The following is an 18,591-nucleotide window of genomic DNA, read 5'->3' as shown; positions in this document are numbered from 1 at the left end:
CGTCGATGCCCTCCTGGCACAGAACCCGGGTCAGCGCGGCCCCGAAGGAGCCGGTGCACTCGACACCGGCCCGGCGCAGAACACCGAACGACCTTGCCCAGGTGAGTAGTTGGCGATAGCCGATGGCGGTTGCCGGGAACTCCTGCTGGGCGAGCGAGGCGCCCAGGGTCGTGATGACGGCGGCAACATGGACGTCCTTGTGGGTGTCCACCCCCAGGATCACGTCCTCGGCCTCCTCGGCCGGGGCGGGGACCCGCTGGGCGGGCAGCGTGGACTGGGGCATGCCGGTGACGGTCACGAGGCTCCTTGGACTGGGTCTGGTGGCTGACACCGGTCCGGTGGGCGGTCAGAACTGTGACGGTGCTTTGTGCAGCAAAGCCCCTATCGGGACACGTTCACCGGGTCGGCGGCAGTACGCACCGCAGGGGGCCAGGGCCGACAGTTCCACTCCAAGGCAGCTGCGGCCAGTTGTCACACGGGTCAGGCTCCGGCCCCCCTGCGGCACACCACGATCCTCACAGTTGTCGCAGACGATCACGATCCGCACCGTTGGTGGGTGAAGCGTGCGGAGGTAGCGGCAGAACTCCAGGAACTGGGTCCGCTTCTTGACCGGCTTCATGTGGCCGTAGAGCTTGTCCTTGGCCAGGTCCAGGGCGGCGAACAGGTGCCGGACCCCGCCGTGGCGGTTGTAGGTCGCCCGGCGCCGTCGCCGGGGCTCGCGGTCTGGGTCCTTGTGCTTGCCTCCGCGTTCGGCCCACTGCCGGCCCGGGTGGGGCATCAGGTTGAGGGGTCCGAACTCGTCCATGCAGAAGATGACTTCGGGTTCACCGTCCTCGGGTATGACCTCGCCGTCGGCAATCGCATAGAGGTGTTCGACGCGGGCCTTCTTGGCCGCGTAGTCCGGATCGCGGGAGGTCTTCCAGGTCTTCAGGTGTTGAAAGGAGACGCTTTCCTCGCGGAGCAGGATGCGCAGGCCCTCGTGGCTGATGTCGTCGACCACCCCCTCGGCGACCAGGAAGTCCGCCAGCTTGGCCAGGCTCCAGGTCGAGAACGGCAGGTCGTGCTCGGTCGGCTTGGACTTGGCGATCTTCTTGATCTCGCGGCGTTCAGGCAGCGTGAATGTCTTCGGTCGGCCGCCGGAGTACTTCGGATACAGCGAGTCGAAGCCGTCTGTGTTGAAGTTGTGGATCATGTCTCTGACCCGGTCGTCACTGGTGAATGACACCTCGGCGATTCTCGCCACCGGCATGCCCTGCGCGGACAGCAGCACCATCTGGGCCCGCCGCCAGGTCACCACCGACCCGGTGCCCCGGCGGATGATCCGCAGCAGCCGCCGGCCCTCGTTGTCATCGATCTTACGAACCTGTACACGTCCAGCCACGTGATCATTCTGGCCTGGACCGCCGCGCAGGGAACCACCCACGCGGCAGAGTCACGAGGTGAACGCAGCCAGCGCGCGGGTCAGTTCGGCGTCGTACTGATCGGCGTCGAAGTGAAAGGCCACAGGGCACGCCTCGTCAACGGGCACCTGCCAGTCGGACCACTCCACGATCCCGCCGTGACGATGCACGAACACGGACAGGTAGCCACAGCATCCACCCGTGCACTCGGGCTCACCCAGCACTACCCGTCGTCCCTCGTCGGTCACCCAGAGGGGACCTTGGCCATCGACCGGCAATGCCTCCTCGGCAAACGGGCCGCGGCCTCCCTCTCCGATCGAGGCTGCCACCACTTCCTCGCCATCGATCCGGATAGACAATTGGGCAGCCCATCGGGAGCCCGGTGGCAACACACTGATCTCAAGCCGATTGAACACCCAAGCACCCTACGCGAGTACTGGCCACCACAGTTCCGTTCCCACGACCACCGGGTGTGGCCCTCTGGCCGACTATCAGTCGACCCCAGAGGAGGCGAACGTTGCCTGATGCGGCACTAGTATGCTCAGGGGGCGCGCCAGTTCGGCGTGGATTCGTGGGTGAGCCATCGGCCTATGAGGTCGACCATGGCCACCTTGATCACGGCTTCGGAGCGGTGGGGTGGGTTTCGTAGTCGCGGGCGAGGCGGCGGTGGTGCATGAGCCAGCCGAAGGTCCGCTCGACGATCCAGCGTCGCGTTCTGGGGCGTCGAACGCTCACTAGCCTGGATCATGAACGCCCGACGACACGCGAGAGACCGCTGCCCTGAGGCCAGTTCACCCTCAAGCAGTCCCACGGCCTCGTCCATCGAAAGTCTCTGCGTCATGCCCGACCTCCTTGTCCACCGCAGCCGGGCTCAGGGTACTGACCTCGGTGAACCGTCCCGGTCAGAGCACTAGCCGTAGGCCGCGCCTCCCGCGCCAGCCCGCCGACGCTTCGACACGAGGGAGAACCCGCAGGGCGATCGAGGCCTGCCCCAAGCTGTAGGGAAGAGGACAGGGATGGAGGGCAGTAGACGTCCTCAACCTCAGTCTTCTGGGGCTGTGACGAAGTCGATGAGCTCCTCGACCCGACCCAGGAGTTCCGGCTCCAGGTCCTTGTAGGAGTGCACGCGGGACAGAATCCGCTGCCACGCTGCGCCCGTGTTCGCGGGCCATCCCAGCGCCGCGCACACCCCCGTCTTCCAGTCCTGGCCACGCGGCACCCCTGGCCACGCCGCGATCCCGACAGCCGACGGCTTCACGGCCTCCCAGACGTCGATGTACGGATGGCCGACGATCAGCGCGTGGTCGCTGGAGACCGACGCCGCGATGCGGGACTCCTTGGAGCCGGGGACCAGGTGGTCGACCAGGATGCCGAGCCGCGCGTCGGGTCCTGGCGCGAACTCCGCGACGATCGCGGGCAGGTCGTCGATGCCCTCCAGGTACTCGACGACGACCCCCTCCACCCGCAAATCGTCCCCCCACACCCGCTCCACCAGCTCCGCGTCATGGCGGCCCTCCACATAAATCCGCCCGGCACGGGCGACCCGGGCCCGCGCGCCGGGGACGGCGACCGAGCCGGACGCGGTGCGGGTGGGGCGCGGGGGAGCGGAGCCCGCGACGGGGCGGACGAGGGTGACCACCTGGCCGTCCAGCAGGAAGCCGCGCGGCTCCAGCGGGAACACCCGGTGCTTGCCGAAGCGGTCCTCCAGGGTGACCGTGCCCGCCTCGCAGCGGATCACCGCACCGCAGAAGCCCGTCGCGGCCTCCTCGACGACCAGGTCCCGGTCGGCCGGGATCTCCGGAACGGCGGCCTGCCGCTTCTTCCAGGGCGGGGTCAGGTCGGGGTGGTAGCTGCGCATTCGGCCGACGATAGGAAAAACCGCGGGCCCGCGCTCACGACACGCCGAAACGTACCGCCAGCTCATCGCGCTGCGCGCGGACAAATGCCGCATCCACCACAGATCCATGACCCGGTACGTACACCGCGTCCTCGCCGCCCAGTTCGAGCAGCCGGTCCAGGGCGTGCGGCCACCGCGTCGGCACCGCGTCGCGCCCCGCCTGTGGGGGGCCCGACTCCTCGACCAGGTCGCCGCAGAAGACGATCTCCGGAGACCCAGGGCGAGAGTCAGCCCCAGAGCGAGAGTCAGAGCCAGAGCCAGAGCCAGAGTCAGAGCCACCCTGGACCAGTACCGCCAGGTCGTGCCCCGTATGCCCCGGCCCCACGTTCGCCAGCAGCACCTGCACGCCCCCCAGATCCAGCGTCCACTCCGCGCACACCAGATGGTGCGGGTGTACGAGCAGGTCCACGGCCTCCGTGACGCCGGGCCGGTCCGCCCCATGCCGTACCGCGTCCGCGAGGAGGTCGTCCCGGCCCGTCTCGAAGACCGTGTCCAGGCCCACAGCCCCGTACACCTCGACCCCCGCGAACGCCGCCGCGCCCAGGACATGGTCGAAGTGGGGATGGGTAAGGGCGAGGTGCGTGACCCGGCGGCCGTCGCCGAGCAGCCGCTGGGCCTGCGCCCGCAGCTCGGCCCCCTCGCGCAACGTGGACCCCGCGTCGACCAGCAGTGCCGCCCTGTCGCCCGCGACCAGACCGACCGTGCTGTCCCAGATCGGCAGCCGACGCCGGCCCACGGAGGGCGACAGTCGCTCCCAGCCCAGCTCTTCCCAAGTCAACGCCATAGGGAGACGCTAACCCCGGGCACGCCGGGCGGCACGGCGCCGGACCGACCGCCCTTGCCGGGGCCGTACCCACCGGCCGTACACTGGGCGCGGGAATGTTGGCACTCGCCTGTCGTGAGTGCCAAGCGGAAGCCGTGGCGGCGACCAGGCCGCGGGGGAAGACAGCTGGAGGTGTGTGCGCGGATGCTCAGTGAACGACGTCTCGAGGTGCTGCGTGCCATCGTCCAGGACTACGTCGGCACCGAGGAGCCCGTCGGCTCCAAGGCGCTCACCGAGCGGCACCACCTCGGTGTCTCGCCCGCGACCGTACGCAACGACATGGCCGCGCTGGAGGAGGAGGGCTTCATCGCCCAGCCGCACACCAGCGCCGGCCGGATTCCCACGGACAAGGGCTACCGCCTGTTCGTCGACAAGCTGGCGGACGTCAAGCCGATGACCGCGCCCGAGCGGCGCGCCATCCAGAGCTTCCTCGACCACGCGGTGGACCTGGACGACGTCGTGGCCCGTACGGTGCGGCTGCTCGCGCAGCTGACCCGGCAGGTCGCCGTCGTGCAGTACCCCTCGCTGACCCGCTCGACGGTCCGCCATGTCGAACTGCTCGCGCTCGCGCCCGCTCGGCTGATGCTGGTACTGATCACCGACACCGGCCGGGTCGAGCAGCGGCATGTGGACTGCCCCGCGCCGTTCGGTGAGACCTCACTCGCCGATCTGCGGGCCCGGCTCAACAGCCGGGTCGCCGGGCGGCGCTTCACAGACGTACCGCAGCTGGTGCAGGACCTGCCGGAGTCCTTCGAGTCGGAGGACCGCGGCACGGTCTCGACCGTGCTCTCCACTCTCCTGGAGACGCTGGTCGAGGAGACGGAGGAGCGGCTGGTCATCGGCGGCACCTCCAACCTCACCCGCTTCGGGCACGATTTCCCGCTCGTGATCCGGCCGGTGCTTGAGGCACTCGAGGAGCAGGTCGTGCTCCTCAAGCTGCTCGGCGAGGCCAAGGACTCGGGCATGACCGTACGTATCGGGCATGAGAACGCCCACGAAGGACTCAACTCCACGTCCGTCGTGTCGGTCGGCTACGGTTCGGGCGGCGAGGCAGTCGCCAAGCTCGGCGTGGTCGGACCGACCCGCATGGATTACCCCGGAACGATGGGAGCAGTACGCGCAGTGGCACGTTACGTCGGACAGATCCTGGCGGAGTCGTAGGTGGCCACGGACTACTACGCCGTACTCGGCGTGCGCCGCGACGCTTCCCAGGACGAGATCAAGAAGGCCTTCCGGAGGCTCGCGCGCGAGCTGCATCCGGACGTCAACCCCGATCCCAAGACGCAGGAGCGCTTCAAGGAGATCAACGCCGCCTACGAGGTCCTGTCGGACCCGCAGAAGAAGCAGGTCTACGACCTCGGCGGTGACCCGCTCTCGCAGCAGGGCGCCGGTGCTGGCGCGGGCGGCTTCGGGGCGGGGGGCTTCGGCAACTTCTCCGACATCATGGACGCGTTCTTCGGCGCGTCGCAGCAGCGGGGCCCGCGCTCGCGCACCCGGCGCGGCCAGGACGCGATGATCCGGCTGGAGATCGAGCTGGACGAGGCGGCCTTCGGTACGACCAAGGACCTCCAGGTCGACACGGCGATCGTGTGTACCACCTGCTCCGGTGAAGGCGCGGCGCCCGGGACCTCGGCGCAGACCTGTGACATGTGTCGCGGGCGCGGTGAGGTCTCGCAGGTCACCCGGTCCTTCCTGGGCCAGGTCATGACCTCGCGGCCGTGCCCGCAGTGCCAGGGCTTCGGTACGGTCGTGCCGACACCGTGCCCGGAGTGCGCGGGCGACGGCCGGGTCCGCTCGCGGCGCACCCTGACCGTGAAGATCCCGGCCGGTGTGGACAACGGCACCCGTATCCAGCTGGCGGGCGAGGGCGAGGTCGGCCCCGGTGGCGGCCCGGCCGGTGACCTGTACGTCGAGATCCACGAGCTGCCGCACCCGGTGTTCCAGCGGCGCGGTGACGACCTGCACTGCACGGTGACCATCCCGATGACGGCCGCGTCCCTCGGCACGAAGGTGCCGCTGGAGACCCTGGACGGTCTGGAGGAGGTCGACATCCGGCCCGGCACCCAGTCAGGGCAGTCGGTCCCGCTGCACGGGCGGGGCATCACGCATCTGCGCGGCGGCGGACGCGGTGACCTCATCGTCCACGTCGAGGTGCTCACTCCGACCAAGCTGGACCCCGAGCAGGAACGCCTCCTGCGGGAGCTGTCGGCCCTGCGCGGCGAGGAGCGCCCGACGGGCCAGTTCCAGCCCGGTCAGCAGGGGCTGTTCTCGCGGTTGAAGGACGCGTTCAACGGGCGGTAGGCGCTGGTTCAGCGGGCGGTAGGCGTACGTACTCAGCGGTAGGAGGACGCACTCAGCGGGCGGCAGCCCTGTTGAGTGCTGGTGCGGAATGCTGGATTCGGCGCTGTGTGGGGGACGTGGCACGATGCTGACATGCCCCCCACACTGACCGATCTCTGCCGATACCCGATCGTGCAGGCCCCCATGGCGGGCGGCGTGTCCGCCCCGCCGTTGGCCGGTGCGGTGTGCGAGGCCGGTGGCCTCGGCTTCCTCGCGGCCGGGTACAAGACGGCCGACGGCATGTACCAGGAGATCAAGCGACTGCGGGGGCTCACCACCCGCCCCTTCGGTGTCAACCTCTTCCTCCCCCAGCCCGACCACGCCGACCCCGCCGCCGTCGAGGTCTACGCGCACCAGCTCGCGGGCGAGGTCGCCTGGTACGAGACACCGCTCGGCGACATCGACCGCGGCGGGCTCGACGACGGCTACGACGCCAAACTGGCGATCCTCGTCGAGGACCCCGTACCCGTCGTCTCGTTCACCTTCGGTTGCCCGTCGCGCGACGCCCTGGAGGCCTTCGCACGGGTCGGCACGCTGACCGTCGTGACGGTCACCACACCCGAGGAGGCGGCCGCCGCGCAGTGGGCGGGCGCCGACGCGGTATGCGTCCAGGGCATTGAGGCGGGCGGTCACCAGGGCACCCACCGGGACGGCCCGCAGTCCGACGGTCCCGGCATCGGACTGCTCTCCCTGATCGCCCAGGTACGCGAGACCGTCCCGCTGCCGATCATCGCGGCAGGCGGCCTGATGCGCGGCGCCCAGATCGCCGGAGCCCTGGCCGCGGGCGCCGACGCGGTCCAGCTCGGCACCGCGTTTCTGGCCTGCCCGGAGTCAGGCGCCCACGACCTGCACAAACAGGCCCTGACCAACCCCCTGTTCGTCCGCACCGAACTCACCCGCGCCTTCACCGGCCGCCCGGCCCGCGCCCTGGTCAACCGCTTCCTGCGGGAGCACGGCCCGTACGCACCGGCCGCGTACCCCCAGCTGCACCATCTGACCAGCAGCCTGCGCCAGGCCGCGGCCAGAACCGGCGACGCGCAGGGCATGGCGCTGTGGGCGGGGCAGGGCCACCGTATGGCCCGTGAGCTCCCGGCCGGACAACTCGTCCAGGTGCTCGCGGCGGAACTGGCTGCCGCCACGGCGGCGTTGACGGAGGGGAGCGCGCCATGACAGCGCCGGTGTTCGTGGTGGACGAGGTCCCGGGCGGGCCCGAGTACGTACTGGAGGGCCCCGAGGGGCGGCACGCCGTCTCCGTGAAGCGGCTGCGCGCCGGAGAGGATGTCGTCCTCACCGACGGCCGGGGCCGCTGGACCGAGGGCGTGGTGAAGGCGGCCGAAGGCAAGGACCGGCTCATCGTGACCGACCTGAACGCCGTGCGGGAGGAGCCCGAGCCCAGCCCCCGGATCACCGTCGTCCAGGCACTGCCCAAGGGCGACCGTGGTGAACTCGCCGTCGAGACCATGACGGAGACCGGGGTCGACGCCATCGTGCCGTGGGCGGCGTCCCGTTGCATCACCCAGTGGAGGGGCGACCGGGGCCTGAAGGCCCTCGGCAAGTGGCGGGCCACCGCGCGCGAGTCGGGGAAGCAGTCCCGCCGGGTGCGCTTCGCGGACATCGCGGAGGCCGCGACGACCAAGCAGGTGGCGGCACTTCTGGCCAAGGCCGACCTCGCCGCCGTCCTGCACGAGGACCGTGACTGCGCCAGTGAGCCACTGGCCACCGCCGAACTCCCCACCTCCGGTGACATCGTGCTGGTGGTCGGTCCCGAAGGGGGCGTGTCCCCGGAGGAGCTGGCCCTCTTCGCCGAGGCGGGCGCGAAGCCGTACCGCCTGGGACGTAGCGTGCTGCGGACGTCTACCGCGGGGACGGCCGCGACGGCGCTGCTGCTGGGCCGCACCGGCCGCTGGTCGTAGCGGGAGCTAGCCCCCAGCAGTCGCTTGCCCCAGCAGTCGCTTGCCCCCTTAGCGGGATCTGGCGGCAAAAGGGGTACCGCTCCCCACGCGGTGGTGGGATTCTGCCCCGTATGCGGGTGAATTGGCGTCAAGCGAGCCGGTTATCTCGTCGCCGCCGGGCCCTGTACGCGGCCGGAGCGGCGACCGCCGCCGTCGTGGCCGTGACCGCGTGCGAACCCGTCGGCAGCACGATGAGCGCCACCGCCGTCGCGGTCACCACCGACCAGCTCGGGACCGCGGCGCTGGAGCGGCGGGACGTCGACGTCCAGTGGCTCAGCTGTACGGCGAACATCAACCAGGACGGCAAGACCACCACCCCCAACGCCAACAGGGCCGTCGCGCATACCTCCTCGTCTCCGTCGCCGTCCCCGAGCGTACGGAGCGTGGCCACGGTCGACTGCCACGGCAAAACCACCGACGACAAGCCCCTCGCCATCAACGGCAAGGTCACCGAGGAGCTCGACGGCCGGTGCGTACGGGGCGACCTGACCGCCAAGGTCGACAACCAGGTCGTCTTCAAGGCCAACATGCTCGGCAACTGCTCCGCGACCACCGAGCCGCCCAGGACCCCACCGGTCACCTACGACCCGACCCCAACCCCGACCCCAGCCCCGACCACCCCACCCGACGACCCGGCCAGGCCCACCGTCACCGAAACCGTCACGGTGACCGCCGACCCGCCACCACCCTGCGACTGCGCCCCCGGGAAGTGACCCGAACTAACGGGCGCGAAGTGATCGAACCACTGGCCGCACCTCGCCCCCGCTGCCTAGGGTGACCATGTGACGCACCCTGCCTATCTCCGGTTTCCGCATATCCAGGGCGACTTGATCGCCTTCACCGCCGAGGACGACGTCTGGGTCGCGCCCCTGGGAGGTGGCCGGGCGTGGCGCGTCAGCGCCGACAACACCCCCGTGAACCACCCGAGGATCTCCCCGGACGGCACCCAGATCGCCTGGACCTCGACGCGCGACGGCGCCCCCGAGGTCCACCTCGCGCCCATCGACGGCGGCCCCGCCAGGCGGCTGACCCACTGGGGGAGCGCCAAGACCGCCGTACGCGGCTGGACCGCCGACGGCGCGGTGCTCGCGCTCAGCACGTACGGACAGCACTCGTTGCGCCGCAGCTGGGCACGGGCGGTGCCGCTGGACGGCGGGCCCGCGGTCACTCTCCCGTACGGCCCGGTGGGTGACGTGGCGTACGGCCCCGAGGGGCGGGTGCTGCTGCTGTCGGCGTCCATGGGGCGCGAGGCGGCGTTCTGGAAGCGCTACCGCGGCGGTACGGCGGGCAAGTTGTGGATCGGCGGCCCCGACGGCGAGTTCGCCCGGGTGCACGAGGAGCTCGACGGCAATGTCGAGTACCCGATGTGGGTCGGCGAGAGGATCGCCTTCCTCTCCGACCACGAGGGCACCGGCGCCGTCTACTCATCCCTGCCCGACGGGACGGACCTGCGCCGCCACACCCCCACCGACGGCTTCTACGCCCGGCACGCCGCCACCGACGGTACCCGCGTGGCGTACGCGGCGGCCGGTGAACTCTGGCTGCTCGAAAGCCTCGAATGCCTCGACGGCGCCCACGGGACCGACGACCTCGACGCCGCCGAACCCCAGCGCCTCGACATCCGCCTCGGCGGCCAGCGCACCGACCTCCAGCCCCACCCCGTACGCCCCGCGCGCCACCTCGGCGCCACCGCCATGGACCACACCGGCCGCGGCAGCGCCGTATCGGTACGCGGCGGCATCCACTGGGTCACCCACCGCGCGGGCCCGGCCCGCGTGCTCGCCGCCGAACCCGGCGTACGGGCCCGGCTGCCCCGTACCTTCCGCGTCGACGGCGACGAACACGTCGTATGGGTCACAGACGCCGACGGCGAGGACGCGCTGGAGTTCGCGCCCGCCGCGGGTGTCGCGCCCGGCGCCTCCGTACGACGGGTCGGTGCCGGACAGCTCGGCCGCGTCCTGTCCCTGGCCATGGCCCCCGACGGCAGCAGGGCCGCTGTCGCCTCCCACGACGGCCGGGTGCTGCTGATCGAGCGCGCCTCGGGCGACGTACGCGAAGTCGACCGCAGCGAGCACGGGGACGCGACCGGGCTGATCTTCTCGCCGGACTCCGCCTGGCTCGCCTGGTCGCACCCAGGGCCCGACCCGCTGCGCCAGCTCAAACTGGCCAACACCGCCGACCTGTCCGTCACCGAGGCCACCCCGCTGCGCTTCCGCGACTTCTCACCCGCCTTCACCCTCGACGGCAAGCACCTCGCCTTCCTGTCCGCGCGCTCCTTCGACCCGGTCTACGACGAGCACGTCTTCGACCTGGCCTTCGTCGGCGGCAGCCGCCCGCACCTGATCACCCTGGCCGCCACCACCCCCTCGCCGTTCGGGCCGCAGCGCCACGGCCGTCCCTTCGACGGCGCCGACAAGAGCGGCTCCGACGGTGAGGACGACACCCCCGCCACCCGGATCGACCTCGACGGACTCGGCGACCGCATCGTGCCGTTCCCCGTCGAAGCCGCCCGCTACAGCACCCTCAGGGCCGCCAAGGACGGACTGCTGTGGCTGACCCACCCGGTACGCGGCGCACTCGGCGTCTCGCACGCCACACCGGACGACCCAGGCCCCAGCACCGTGCTCGTCCGCTACGACCTGGCCCAGCAGCGCGTGGAGGAGATCGCCCCGGACGCCGACCACTTCTCCGTCAGCGGCGACGGCAAGCGGGTCCTGCTGCACACCGACGGCAAGGTCAAGGTGGTGCCCAGCGACCGCCGCCCCCCGAGCGACGACGACAGCGACAACAACATCACCGTCGACCTCTCCCGCATTCGCCAGACCGTCGAACCCGCCGCCGAATGGCGCCAGATGTTCGAAGAGACCGGCCGCATCATGCGGGACCACTTCTGGCGCCAGGACATGGGCGGCCTCGACTGGACGGGCGTACTGGACCGCTACCGTCCCGTACTCGACCGCGTCGCCACCCACGACGACCTGGTCGACCTGCTGTACGAGGTTCACGGCGAACTGGGCACCTCACACGCCTATGTGATCCCCTCCGGCGGCTACGGCACCGCCAGCACCCGGCAGGGTCTTCTCGGCGCCGACCTGTCCCGGCACGCCGACGGCATGTGGCGGCTCGACCGAGTCCTGCCCTCTGAGACCTCCGACCCGCACGCCCACTCTCCCCTGGCCGCTCCCGGCGTCGCGGTCCGCGCCGGGGACGCCATCCTCGCCATCGACGGCCGCCCGGTGGACCCGGTGACCGGACCCGGGCCGCTCCTGGTGGGCGCCGCCGGGAAGCCGGTCGAGCTGACCATCTCACCCTCAGGCGGCGGCGAACCCCGGCACGCCATCGTCGTCCCACTCGCCGACGAGGAACCACTGCGCTACCACGCCTGGGTCGCCGACCGGCGCGCCTACGTCCACCAGCTCTCCGACGGACGCCTCGGCTATCTGCACGTCCCCGACATGCAGGCACCCGGCTGGGCCCAGATCCACCGCGACCTGCGCGTGGAGGTGGCCAAGGAAGGCCTGATCGTCGACGTACGCGAGAACCGCGGCGGCCATACCTCGCAACTCGTCGTCGAGAAACTGGCCCGCCGCATCGTCGGCTGGGACCTGCCCCGCGGAATGGCACCCTCCAGCTATCCCGTGGACGCCCCGCGCGGCCCCGTCGTCTCGGTCGCCAACGAGTTCTCCGGCTCCGACGGCGATATCGTCAACGCCGCCATCAAGGCCCTCGGCATCGGCCCGGTCGTTGGCACCCGCACCTGGGGCGGCGTCGTCGGCATCGACAGTCGCTATCGCCTCGTCGACGGCACCCTGGTCACCCAGCCCAAGTACGCCATCTGGCTGGAGGGTTACGGCTGGGGCGTCGAGAACCACGGCGTCGACCCGGACGTCGAGGTCGTGATGGCCCCGCAGGACCATGCGGCCGGGCGCGACCCGCAGCTCGACGAGGCGGTACGGATCGCCCTCGCCGTACTGTCCGAGAACCCGGCGAAGTCCCCGCCGAGCCTGCCCGAACTCACCTGACAGGGAAGCGTGGTGGCTCGCCTCGCCGCCCCACAGGCGAGGCGAGCCACTCGACCTTCCGCGCCGTGTCGGTGTGCGGCTGCGGGGTGTGCAGCACGATCGACAGGTCCGGTCTGGCCGGGACACGCAGCTGCGTCGACTCAAAGAACAGCGTGCCCACCAGCGGATGTTGAAGCTCCTTGGCCAACTGGCCACCGGGCGCGATATCCCGCCGTTCCCACAACTCCACGAACTCCGCGCTCGCCGCCTTCGCCTCCTCGACGATCCGCGCGAAACCGTCGTCGTCCGGGCACTCCGAGCAGGCGGCCCGGAACTGCGCCACCACCTGCTCGGCGTTCACCTCCCAGCTCTTCGAACGCGACCGGTACACGTCGTCGCTGAAGAAGGCGATCAGGCAGTTCTGCCGGATGCCCGGGCGCATCCCGAGCACCGCGGCGGCCGCGTCGTTGTACATCACGCAGTTCCAGTACGCGTCCATGATGTGCGCCGGGTACGGCATCCAGGTGTCGATCAGCCGCCGCAGCCCGTCGCACATGTTCCGGTCGGCCGCCGCGACTTCAAGCGCGGGCGGATTCAGCCCGGCCAGCACATACAGATGCCGCCGCTCAGCGCTGCTCATCCGCAACACCCGGGCGACCGCGTCCAGTACCTGCGGCGACACCGAGATGTCCCGGCCCTGCTCCAGCCACTGGTACCAGGACGCACCGACCCCGGCGAGCACCGCGACCTCCTCGCGCCGCAGGCCCGGTGTACGGCGCCGGGCTCCGCCGTCGGGGAGCCCCGCCTCGGCCGGGGTGACCCGGGCCCGACGGGTCATCAGGAACTCCCGTAGCTCCCGCAGACGGTGCGCCTTCAGCTCGGCGGCACCGCCCTGGACCGGCTTCTCGATCGTCTCGGACACGTAGCTAGCTCCCCCTGGCTGGTGCTGTCACCACCAGCATAAGTAGCGGCTCCCCAGGGATATTCCAGCCGCCGGAAGCTGTGCGTCATGACCACCGAAGCCCCAGCGCCCACCACGGCGACCACGCCCGTCACACGCGTCACGCCACCCCACCTGACCCCTCGCGCCAAACTCGTCCTCTTCGTGCTCTGCGCCGCGCAGTTCATGGTCGCGCTCGACTTCTCCGTACTGAACGTGGCGCTGCCCGTACTCGGCCGCGACCTCGGAATGAGCCACTCCGCACTCCAGTGGGCGGTCACCGCCTTCGCCCTGCCGTCCGGCGGGTTCCTGCTGCTCTTCGGCCGGATCGGCGACCTCTACGGCCGCCGCAGGCTGTTCGTGTCCGGGCTGCTGCTCTTCGGTGCGGCCTCCGTGCTCGCCACCTTCGCCTGGGACCCGGCGTCGTTCCTCGCTGGGCGCGCCCTCCAGGGCGTAGGCGCCGCCGCCATTGTTCCCACCGGCATGTCCCTGCTGACCACCACCTTCCCCGAAGGCCCGCAGCGCGACCGGGCGTTGGGCATCAGCGGCACTCTGCTCTCGCTCGGCTTCACGATCGGCATGGTGCTCGGCGGCGTACTGACCGACACGCTCGGCTGGCGCTCCACCATGGGCCTGCTCGCGCTGTGCACCCTGATCGTGCTGCCGCTCGCGCTCACGCTGCTCACCGAGTCCCGCACCACCGAGCGGCCCCGGCTTGACGTACCGGGCGCGGCCACCGTCACCGGCGGTCTGCTCGCCCTGATCTACGCCCTGTCCACGGCCGCCGAACGCGGCTCCTTCGGCGGCGTCGATGTGCCCGTGGCGCTCGTCGCGGGCGCCGCGCTGCTGGTCGCGTTCGTGGTGGTCGAGTCCCGTACCGCCGAGCCGCTGATCTCGCTGGCGATGCTGCGTCGCCGCACGGTCGCCTGGGGGAACCTGGGTGGTCTGGTCACCTTCGCGATGATGAGCACGGTCGTCTTCGTCCTCACCCTGTACCTCCAGGACGTGCTCGACCTCTCCGCGTTCCAGACCGGCCTGGTCTTCGGCGTTCAGGGCGTCGCCTCGGCGGTCGCGGGCACGTTCGCCGCCCGGGTCGTCGGCCGCTACGGCGCCCGCCGCACCCTGGTCGGCTCGCTGCTCGGGCAGGGTGTGTTCGTGGCCGCGCTGCTCGGCGTCGGCACTGGCGGCTGGTCGGTCTGGCTGGCCACCGTCGCCGTCTCGCTGGCCAGCATGTGCCACCTCGGCGCGATCATCTCGTACGGCCTGACCGTGACCTCCGGTGTCCCGAACGCGGAGCAGGGGCTGGCCACCGGCCTGCTCACCAGCACCCAGCAGGTGGGCCTCACGATCGGCATCCCGCTGCTCGGCGTCCTCGCGACCACCGGCCCCGACCTGCTGACCGGCACCCGGCTGGTGCTGGCGATCAACGCGTCGATCGTGCTGGCCACGGCGGCCGCGGTGGCCCTGGGACTGCGCGGCCGCCCCACGCGTGGCTAGGGCTGTCTCGGAGAGACGGGGCCTAAGCGATGTCGCCCGCCGCGCGGTCCAGGATGCGCGAGGCCACCGCCGGGGAGTCCACCAGCGGGTGCAGGGCCAGGGCTCTCAGGGCCGCGTCGCGGTCCTTGAACAGGGCCGCCTCGATCGCGGCCCGTTCCACCGCCTTCAGCTGGAGCATCAGGCCCAGTTCGGCCGGGCCGAGCGGGGCGCAGGGGAGCGGGCGGGCGCCCGACGCGTCCACCTCGCAGACCGTCTCGATGATCGCGTCGGCGGGGAGTTCGGGGACGGTCGTGCCGTTGCGTACGTTCAGGATCAGCCGCGCCCCGGCGCCGGAGGCGATCGCCCGCATCAGGGTCAGCGCCACTCGGTCGTAGCCGCCGCCGTCCAGGTCGCAGCTGTCGCGCTGCCACCCACCGGTGGCGGCACGGCTGTCGGCCAGGTACGTCTCCTCGCGCTCCAGGCGAGCGTGCTCCCAGAGCTCGGCGGCGCTGGACGGGTCCGCCGCCGCCGCGGTGAAGAAATCCCCCTGTTGGTGGGCGAGGAACTCGCCACGGGTCTCGTCGGCGGCGGCGACGGAGGCCAGCGTCTCGCGGCGGAAGTAGTAGTAGTGCAGATACTCGTTCGGGAGCGCGCCAAGCGCCCGCAGCCACTCGGCGCCGAACAGCTTGCCCTCCTCGAAGGAGCCGAGGGCCGCGGCGTCCGCCAGCAGCCCGGGGAGCAGGTCCCGGCCGTCGTACTCCAGGCCGCGCAGCCAGCCGAGGTGGTTGAGGCCCACATAGTCGTACGTCACCGCGTCCGGGTCGGCGCCCGCGGCCCGAGCCGCGCGGCGGACCAGCCCCACCGGCGAGTCACAGATGCCGATGACCCGCTCACCGAGCACCGAGGCCATCGCCTCGGTCACCATCCCGGCCGGGTTGGTGAAGTTGATGACCCACGCGCCGGGGGCCAGTGCCCGGACCCGTTCGGCGATCCGCAGGGCCACCGGGATCGTGCGCAGCCCGTACAGCACGCCGCCCGCGCCGACCGTCTCCTGGCCGAGCACGCCCTCCTCCAGCGGGACGCGCTCGTCCCGTACCCGGCCCGCGGTGCCGCCGACGCGGATCGCCGAGAACACGAAGTCCGCGCCGCGCAGGGCGTCGTCGAGATCCGCCGCGACGCGTACGCCGGGACTGTCCGGCAGCCCGTCCGGCAGCCCGTCCAGCACCGACCGGATGACGCCCACCCGTACCGGGTCGGTGTCGTACAGGGTCAGCTCCGAGATACCGGAGCCCGCCAGCGCCCGGTACACCAGCGGCACCCGGAAGCCTCCACCACCAAGAATCGTCAGCCTCATGCCGCGGAACGTACCTCAGGGGATGTCAGTGGCATGGGGCACACTGGCCACAATCGCAGGAGAGCACGCAAGGAGCTGAGCGGACGGTGAGCACACCCCACCACCCGGAGCGGCCGGACCACCCAGGGCGGCCGGACGAAGCGGCCCGCCTCGACCCGCTCAGCGCCCTGCGGGCCCCGGACTCCCCGCCCTGGGACGTCTACCTGACCGGCACGGTCTTCCTCGACATCATCTTCACCGGCCTGGACAGCGCCCCGGTGCGCGGCACCGAGTCCTGGGCCCGCGGCATGGGATCAAGCCCGGGCGGGGTGGCCAACATGGCGACCGCGCTGGCCCGGCTCGGCCTGCGCACCTCACTGGCCGCGGCCTTCGGCGACGACCACTACGGCGAGTACTGCTGGGACGCCCTGGCCGACGGCGAGGGCATCGGCCTGGAGCTGTCACGCACCGTGCCCGGCTGGCACTCCCCGGTCACGGTCTCCATGGCGTACGAGGGCGAGCGGACGATGGTCTCGCACGGTCACGAGCCGCCACCGGTGGCGACGACGCCGCAGTGCCCGCCTCGCGCGCGCGGCGCGGTCGCCTGCCTGACCCCCGGCACGCGGGAGGAGTGGATCGCCGTGGCCGCCCGCAAGGGCACCCGGATCTTCGCCGACGTCGGGTGGGACGAGAGCGGTCGCTGGGACCTGGCGGGCCTGCCTGACCTGGCGCACTGCGAGGCCTTCCTGCCCAACGCCCAGGAGGCCATGCGCTACACGGGCACGGAGTGCCCCCGGGCCGCCGCGCGGGCGCTCACCGAGCATGTCCCGGTGGCCGTGGTGACGCTCGGCGCCGAGGGGGCGTACGCGGTGGACGGCCGGACCGGCGAGACCGCCGAGGTGCCCGCCATCGCGGTCGAGGCCCTCGACCCGACCGGCGCCGGGGATGTCTTCGTCGCCGGGTTCGTGACCGGCTCCCTCGCGGGCTGGCCGCTCGCCGACCGGCTGGCCTTCGCCGGGCTGACCGCCGCCCTGTCGGTGCAGGAGTTCGGTGGCTCACTCTCCGCGCCCGGCTGGTCGGAGATCGCCGCGTGGTGGCGGCACGTCCAGTCCTACGACGACCAGGCGCCCGTGGCGCTGCACCGGTACGGCTTCCTGGACGGGCTGCTCCCCGCGGTCAGCCATCCCTGGCCGCTACGGCGAGCGGTCCCCACGATCGGCTTCCGCCGCTCGGCGTGAGCGGCGGGCCGCGCGTGTGGTCCGTGCGTGTGGCCGGGGCGGGGCCGAAAACCCCTCGGCTATGTCAGTCCAGCGTCGTACCCTTGCAGTGCAAGACCAGGTCCGCGAGAGCGACGCCGGTTCAGGCGCGAAGGAAGGGGAGTGAGCAGGCCTACGAGCCAGCCCATGACTCAGACACACACAGCCCGAACCCCTGCTCAGGGGCAGTCCCGAGCGCACTTCACCGTCCCGGCGAAGCACCCCATGGTGACCGTACTGGGCTCCGGAGACGCACTACTGCGCGTGATCGAATCGGCCTTCCCGGCGGTCGATATCCATGTCCGGGGCAATGAGATCAGCGCGGTGGGCGAGGCGGCCGAAGTCGCCCTCCTACAGCGCCTGTTCGACGAGATGATGCTGGTGCTCCGCACCGGACAGCCGATGACGGAGGACGCGGTGGAACGCTCGATCGCCATGCTCAGGGCGAGCGAGAACGGCGGCCCGGAGGAAACCCCGGCCGAGGTACTCACCCAGAACATCCTCTCGTCCCGCGGCCGCACCATCCGCCCCAAGACGCTCAACCAGAAGCGGTACGTCGACGCCATCGACAAGCACACGGTCGTCTTCGGCATCGGCCCCGCCGGTACGGGCAAGACGTACCTGGCCATGGCCAAGGCGGTCCAGGCCCTCCAGTCCAAGCAGGTCAACCGCATCATCCTGACCCGCCCCGCGGTCGAAGCGGGCGAACGCCTCGGCTTCCTGCCCGGCACCCTGTACGAGAAGATCGACCCGTACCTGCGCCCGCTGTACGACGCGCTGCACGACATGCTGGACCCGGACTCGATCCCGCGCCTGATGGCGGCGGGCACGATCGAGGTCGCGCCGCTGGCCTACATGCGGGGAAGGACCCTGAATGACGCGTTCATCATCCTGGACGAGGCGCAGAACACCAGCCCCGAGCAGATGAAGATGTTCCTGACCCGGCTCGGATTCGACTCGAAGATCGTCATCACGGGCGACATCACCCAGGTCGACCTGCCGGGCGGCACCAAGAGCGGTCTGCGGCAGGTGCAGGCCATCCTGGAGGGCGTCGAGGACGTCCACTTCTCGCGGCTCACCTCCCACGATGTCGTCCGGCACAAGCTGGTCGGCCGTATCGTCGACGCGTACGAGAAGTACGACGACAGCCAAAGCGGCCGCGACGGGAAGTAG

At 71.1% G+C, this 18,591-nt stretch carries 15 protein-coding genes and 2 pseudogenes; 9 read left to right on the top strand and 8 right to left on the bottom strand.

What is annotated here, in order from left to right; all coding sequences use genetic code 11:
* The 6 genes and pseudogenes from GCN81_RS07285 to GCN81_RS07260 form a co-directional block, all read right to left on the bottom strand.
* On the bottom strand, positions 1-283 hold a 283-nt coding region (locus GCN81_RS07285), incomplete at its 3' end, for an IS110 family transposase (protein WP_456115044.1).
* Positions 284-520: 237 nt separating this feature from the next.
* Positions 521-1,381, bottom strand: a pseudogene (locus GCN81_RS07280) (IS630 family transposase); the annotation flags it as partial.
* Between the two features lie 51 nt (positions 1,382-1,432).
* On the bottom strand, positions 1,433-1,816 hold the full coding sequence (locus GCN81_RS07275; protein ID WP_156722861.1) for a hypothetical protein: 384 nt from the start codon (positions 1,814-1,816) through the stop codon (positions 1,433-1,435).
* 125 nt (positions 1,817-1,941) lie between these two features.
* Positions 1,942-2,111, bottom strand: a pseudogene (locus tag GCN81_RS07270) (transposase); the annotation flags it as partial.
* Between the two features lie 331 nt (positions 2,112-2,442).
* On the bottom strand, positions 2,443-3,258 hold the full coding sequence (locus tag GCN81_RS07265) for a DUF3097 domain-containing protein (RefSeq protein ID WP_156722859.1): 816 nt from the start codon (positions 3,256-3,258) through the stop codon (positions 2,443-2,445).
* Positions 3,259-3,292: 34 nt separating this feature from the next.
* Positions 3,293-4,081 (bottom strand): MBL fold metallo-hydrolase, encoded by a 789-nt coding sequence (locus GCN81_RS07260; RefSeq protein ID WP_156722857.1) that lies wholly within the window; start codon positions 4,079-4,081, stop codon positions 3,293-3,295.
* Positions 4,082-4,264: 183 nt separating this feature from the next.
* On the opposite strand from GCN81_RS07260, the gene hrcA reads away from it, so the two are divergent.
* The 6 genes from hrcA (at position 4,265) to GCN81_RS07230 (ending at position 12,434) form a co-directional block, all read left to right on the top strand.
* Positions 4,265-5,281 carry a heat-inducible transcriptional repressor HrcA gene (gene hrcA, locus GCN81_RS07255; protein ID WP_156722855.1) on the top strand — a complete coding sequence of 339 codons (1,017 nt, stop codon included), beginning with the start codon at positions 4,265-4,267 and terminating at the stop codon, positions 5,279-5,281.
* The gene (gene dnaJ, locus GCN81_RS07250) at positions 5,282-6,421 is read left to right on the top strand and encodes a molecular chaperone DnaJ (protein WP_156722852.1); all 1,140 of its coding nucleotides are present in this window, start codon (positions 5,282-5,284) and stop codon (positions 6,419-6,421) included.
* A 132-nt stretch (positions 6,422-6,553) separates the two neighbouring features.
* On the top strand, positions 6,554-7,630 hold the full coding sequence (locus GCN81_RS07245; RefSeq protein ID WP_156722850.1) for a nitronate monooxygenase: 1,077 nt from the start codon (positions 6,554-6,556) through the stop codon (positions 7,628-7,630).
* Positions 7,627-8,373 (top strand): 16S rRNA (uracil(1498)-N(3))-methyltransferase, encoded by a 747-nt coding sequence (locus tag GCN81_RS07240; protein WP_156722849.1) that lies wholly within the window; start codon positions 7,627-7,629, stop codon positions 8,371-8,373. Before GCN81_RS07245 ends, GCN81_RS07240 begins: the two co-directional genes overlap by 4 nt.
* Before the next feature lie 194 nt (positions 8,374-8,567).
* Entirely contained in the window at positions 8,568-9,125 is a 558-nt protein-coding gene (locus GCN81_RS07235; RefSeq protein ID WP_231626435.1) for a hypothetical protein, read from the top strand.
* A 69-nt stretch (positions 9,126-9,194) separates the two neighbouring features.
* Positions 9,195-12,434: a S41 family peptidase gene (locus tag GCN81_RS07230; RefSeq protein WP_156722847.1), complete on the top strand. Its 3,240-nt coding sequence runs from the start codon at positions 9,195-9,197 to the stop codon at positions 12,432-12,434.
* Here the strand turns inward: GCN81_RS07230 and GCN81_RS07225 are convergent.
* On the bottom strand, positions 12,427-13,335 hold the full coding sequence (locus GCN81_RS07225; RefSeq protein ID WP_267904565.1) for a helix-turn-helix transcriptional regulator: 909 nt from the start codon (positions 13,333-13,335) through the stop codon (positions 12,427-12,429). The genes GCN81_RS07230 and GCN81_RS07225 overlap by 8 nt on opposite strands.
* 87 nt (positions 13,336-13,422) lie before the next feature.
* On the opposite strand from GCN81_RS07225, the gene GCN81_RS07220 reads away from it, so the two are divergent.
* On the top strand, positions 13,423-14,850 hold the full coding sequence (locus GCN81_RS07220) for an MFS transporter (protein WP_156722845.1): 1,428 nt from the start codon (positions 13,423-13,425) through the stop codon (positions 14,848-14,850).
* A 22-nt stretch (positions 14,851-14,872) separates the two neighbouring features.
* On the opposite strand, the gene GCN81_RS07215 is transcribed toward GCN81_RS07220, so the two are convergent.
* Positions 14,873-16,183 carry a 6-phospho-beta-glucosidase gene (locus GCN81_RS07215; RefSeq protein ID WP_156722843.1) on the bottom strand — a complete coding sequence of 437 codons (1,311 nt, stop codon included), beginning with the start codon at positions 16,181-16,183 and terminating at the stop codon, positions 14,873-14,875.
* Positions 16,184-16,269: 86 nt separating this feature from the next.
* On the opposite strand from GCN81_RS07215, the gene GCN81_RS07210 reads away from it, so the two are divergent.
* Positions 16,270-17,400, top strand: a complete 1,131-nt coding sequence (locus GCN81_RS07210; RefSeq protein WP_156722841.1) for a carbohydrate kinase family protein — start codon at positions 16,270-16,272, stop codon at positions 17,398-17,400.
* Positions 17,401-17,565: 165 nt separating this feature from the next.
* The gene (locus GCN81_RS07205) at positions 17,566-18,591 is read left to right on the top strand and encodes a PhoH family protein (RefSeq protein WP_156722839.1); all 1,026 of its coding nucleotides are present in this window, start codon (positions 17,566-17,568) and stop codon (positions 18,589-18,591) included.

The organism is Streptomyces apocyni, assembly GCF_009739465.1.
GTDB classification, from domain to species: domain Bacteria; phylum Actinomycetota; class Actinomycetes; order Streptomycetales; family Streptomycetaceae; genus Streptomyces; species Streptomyces apocyni.
This window is presented reverse-complemented; position numbering and strand designations above follow the sequence as displayed.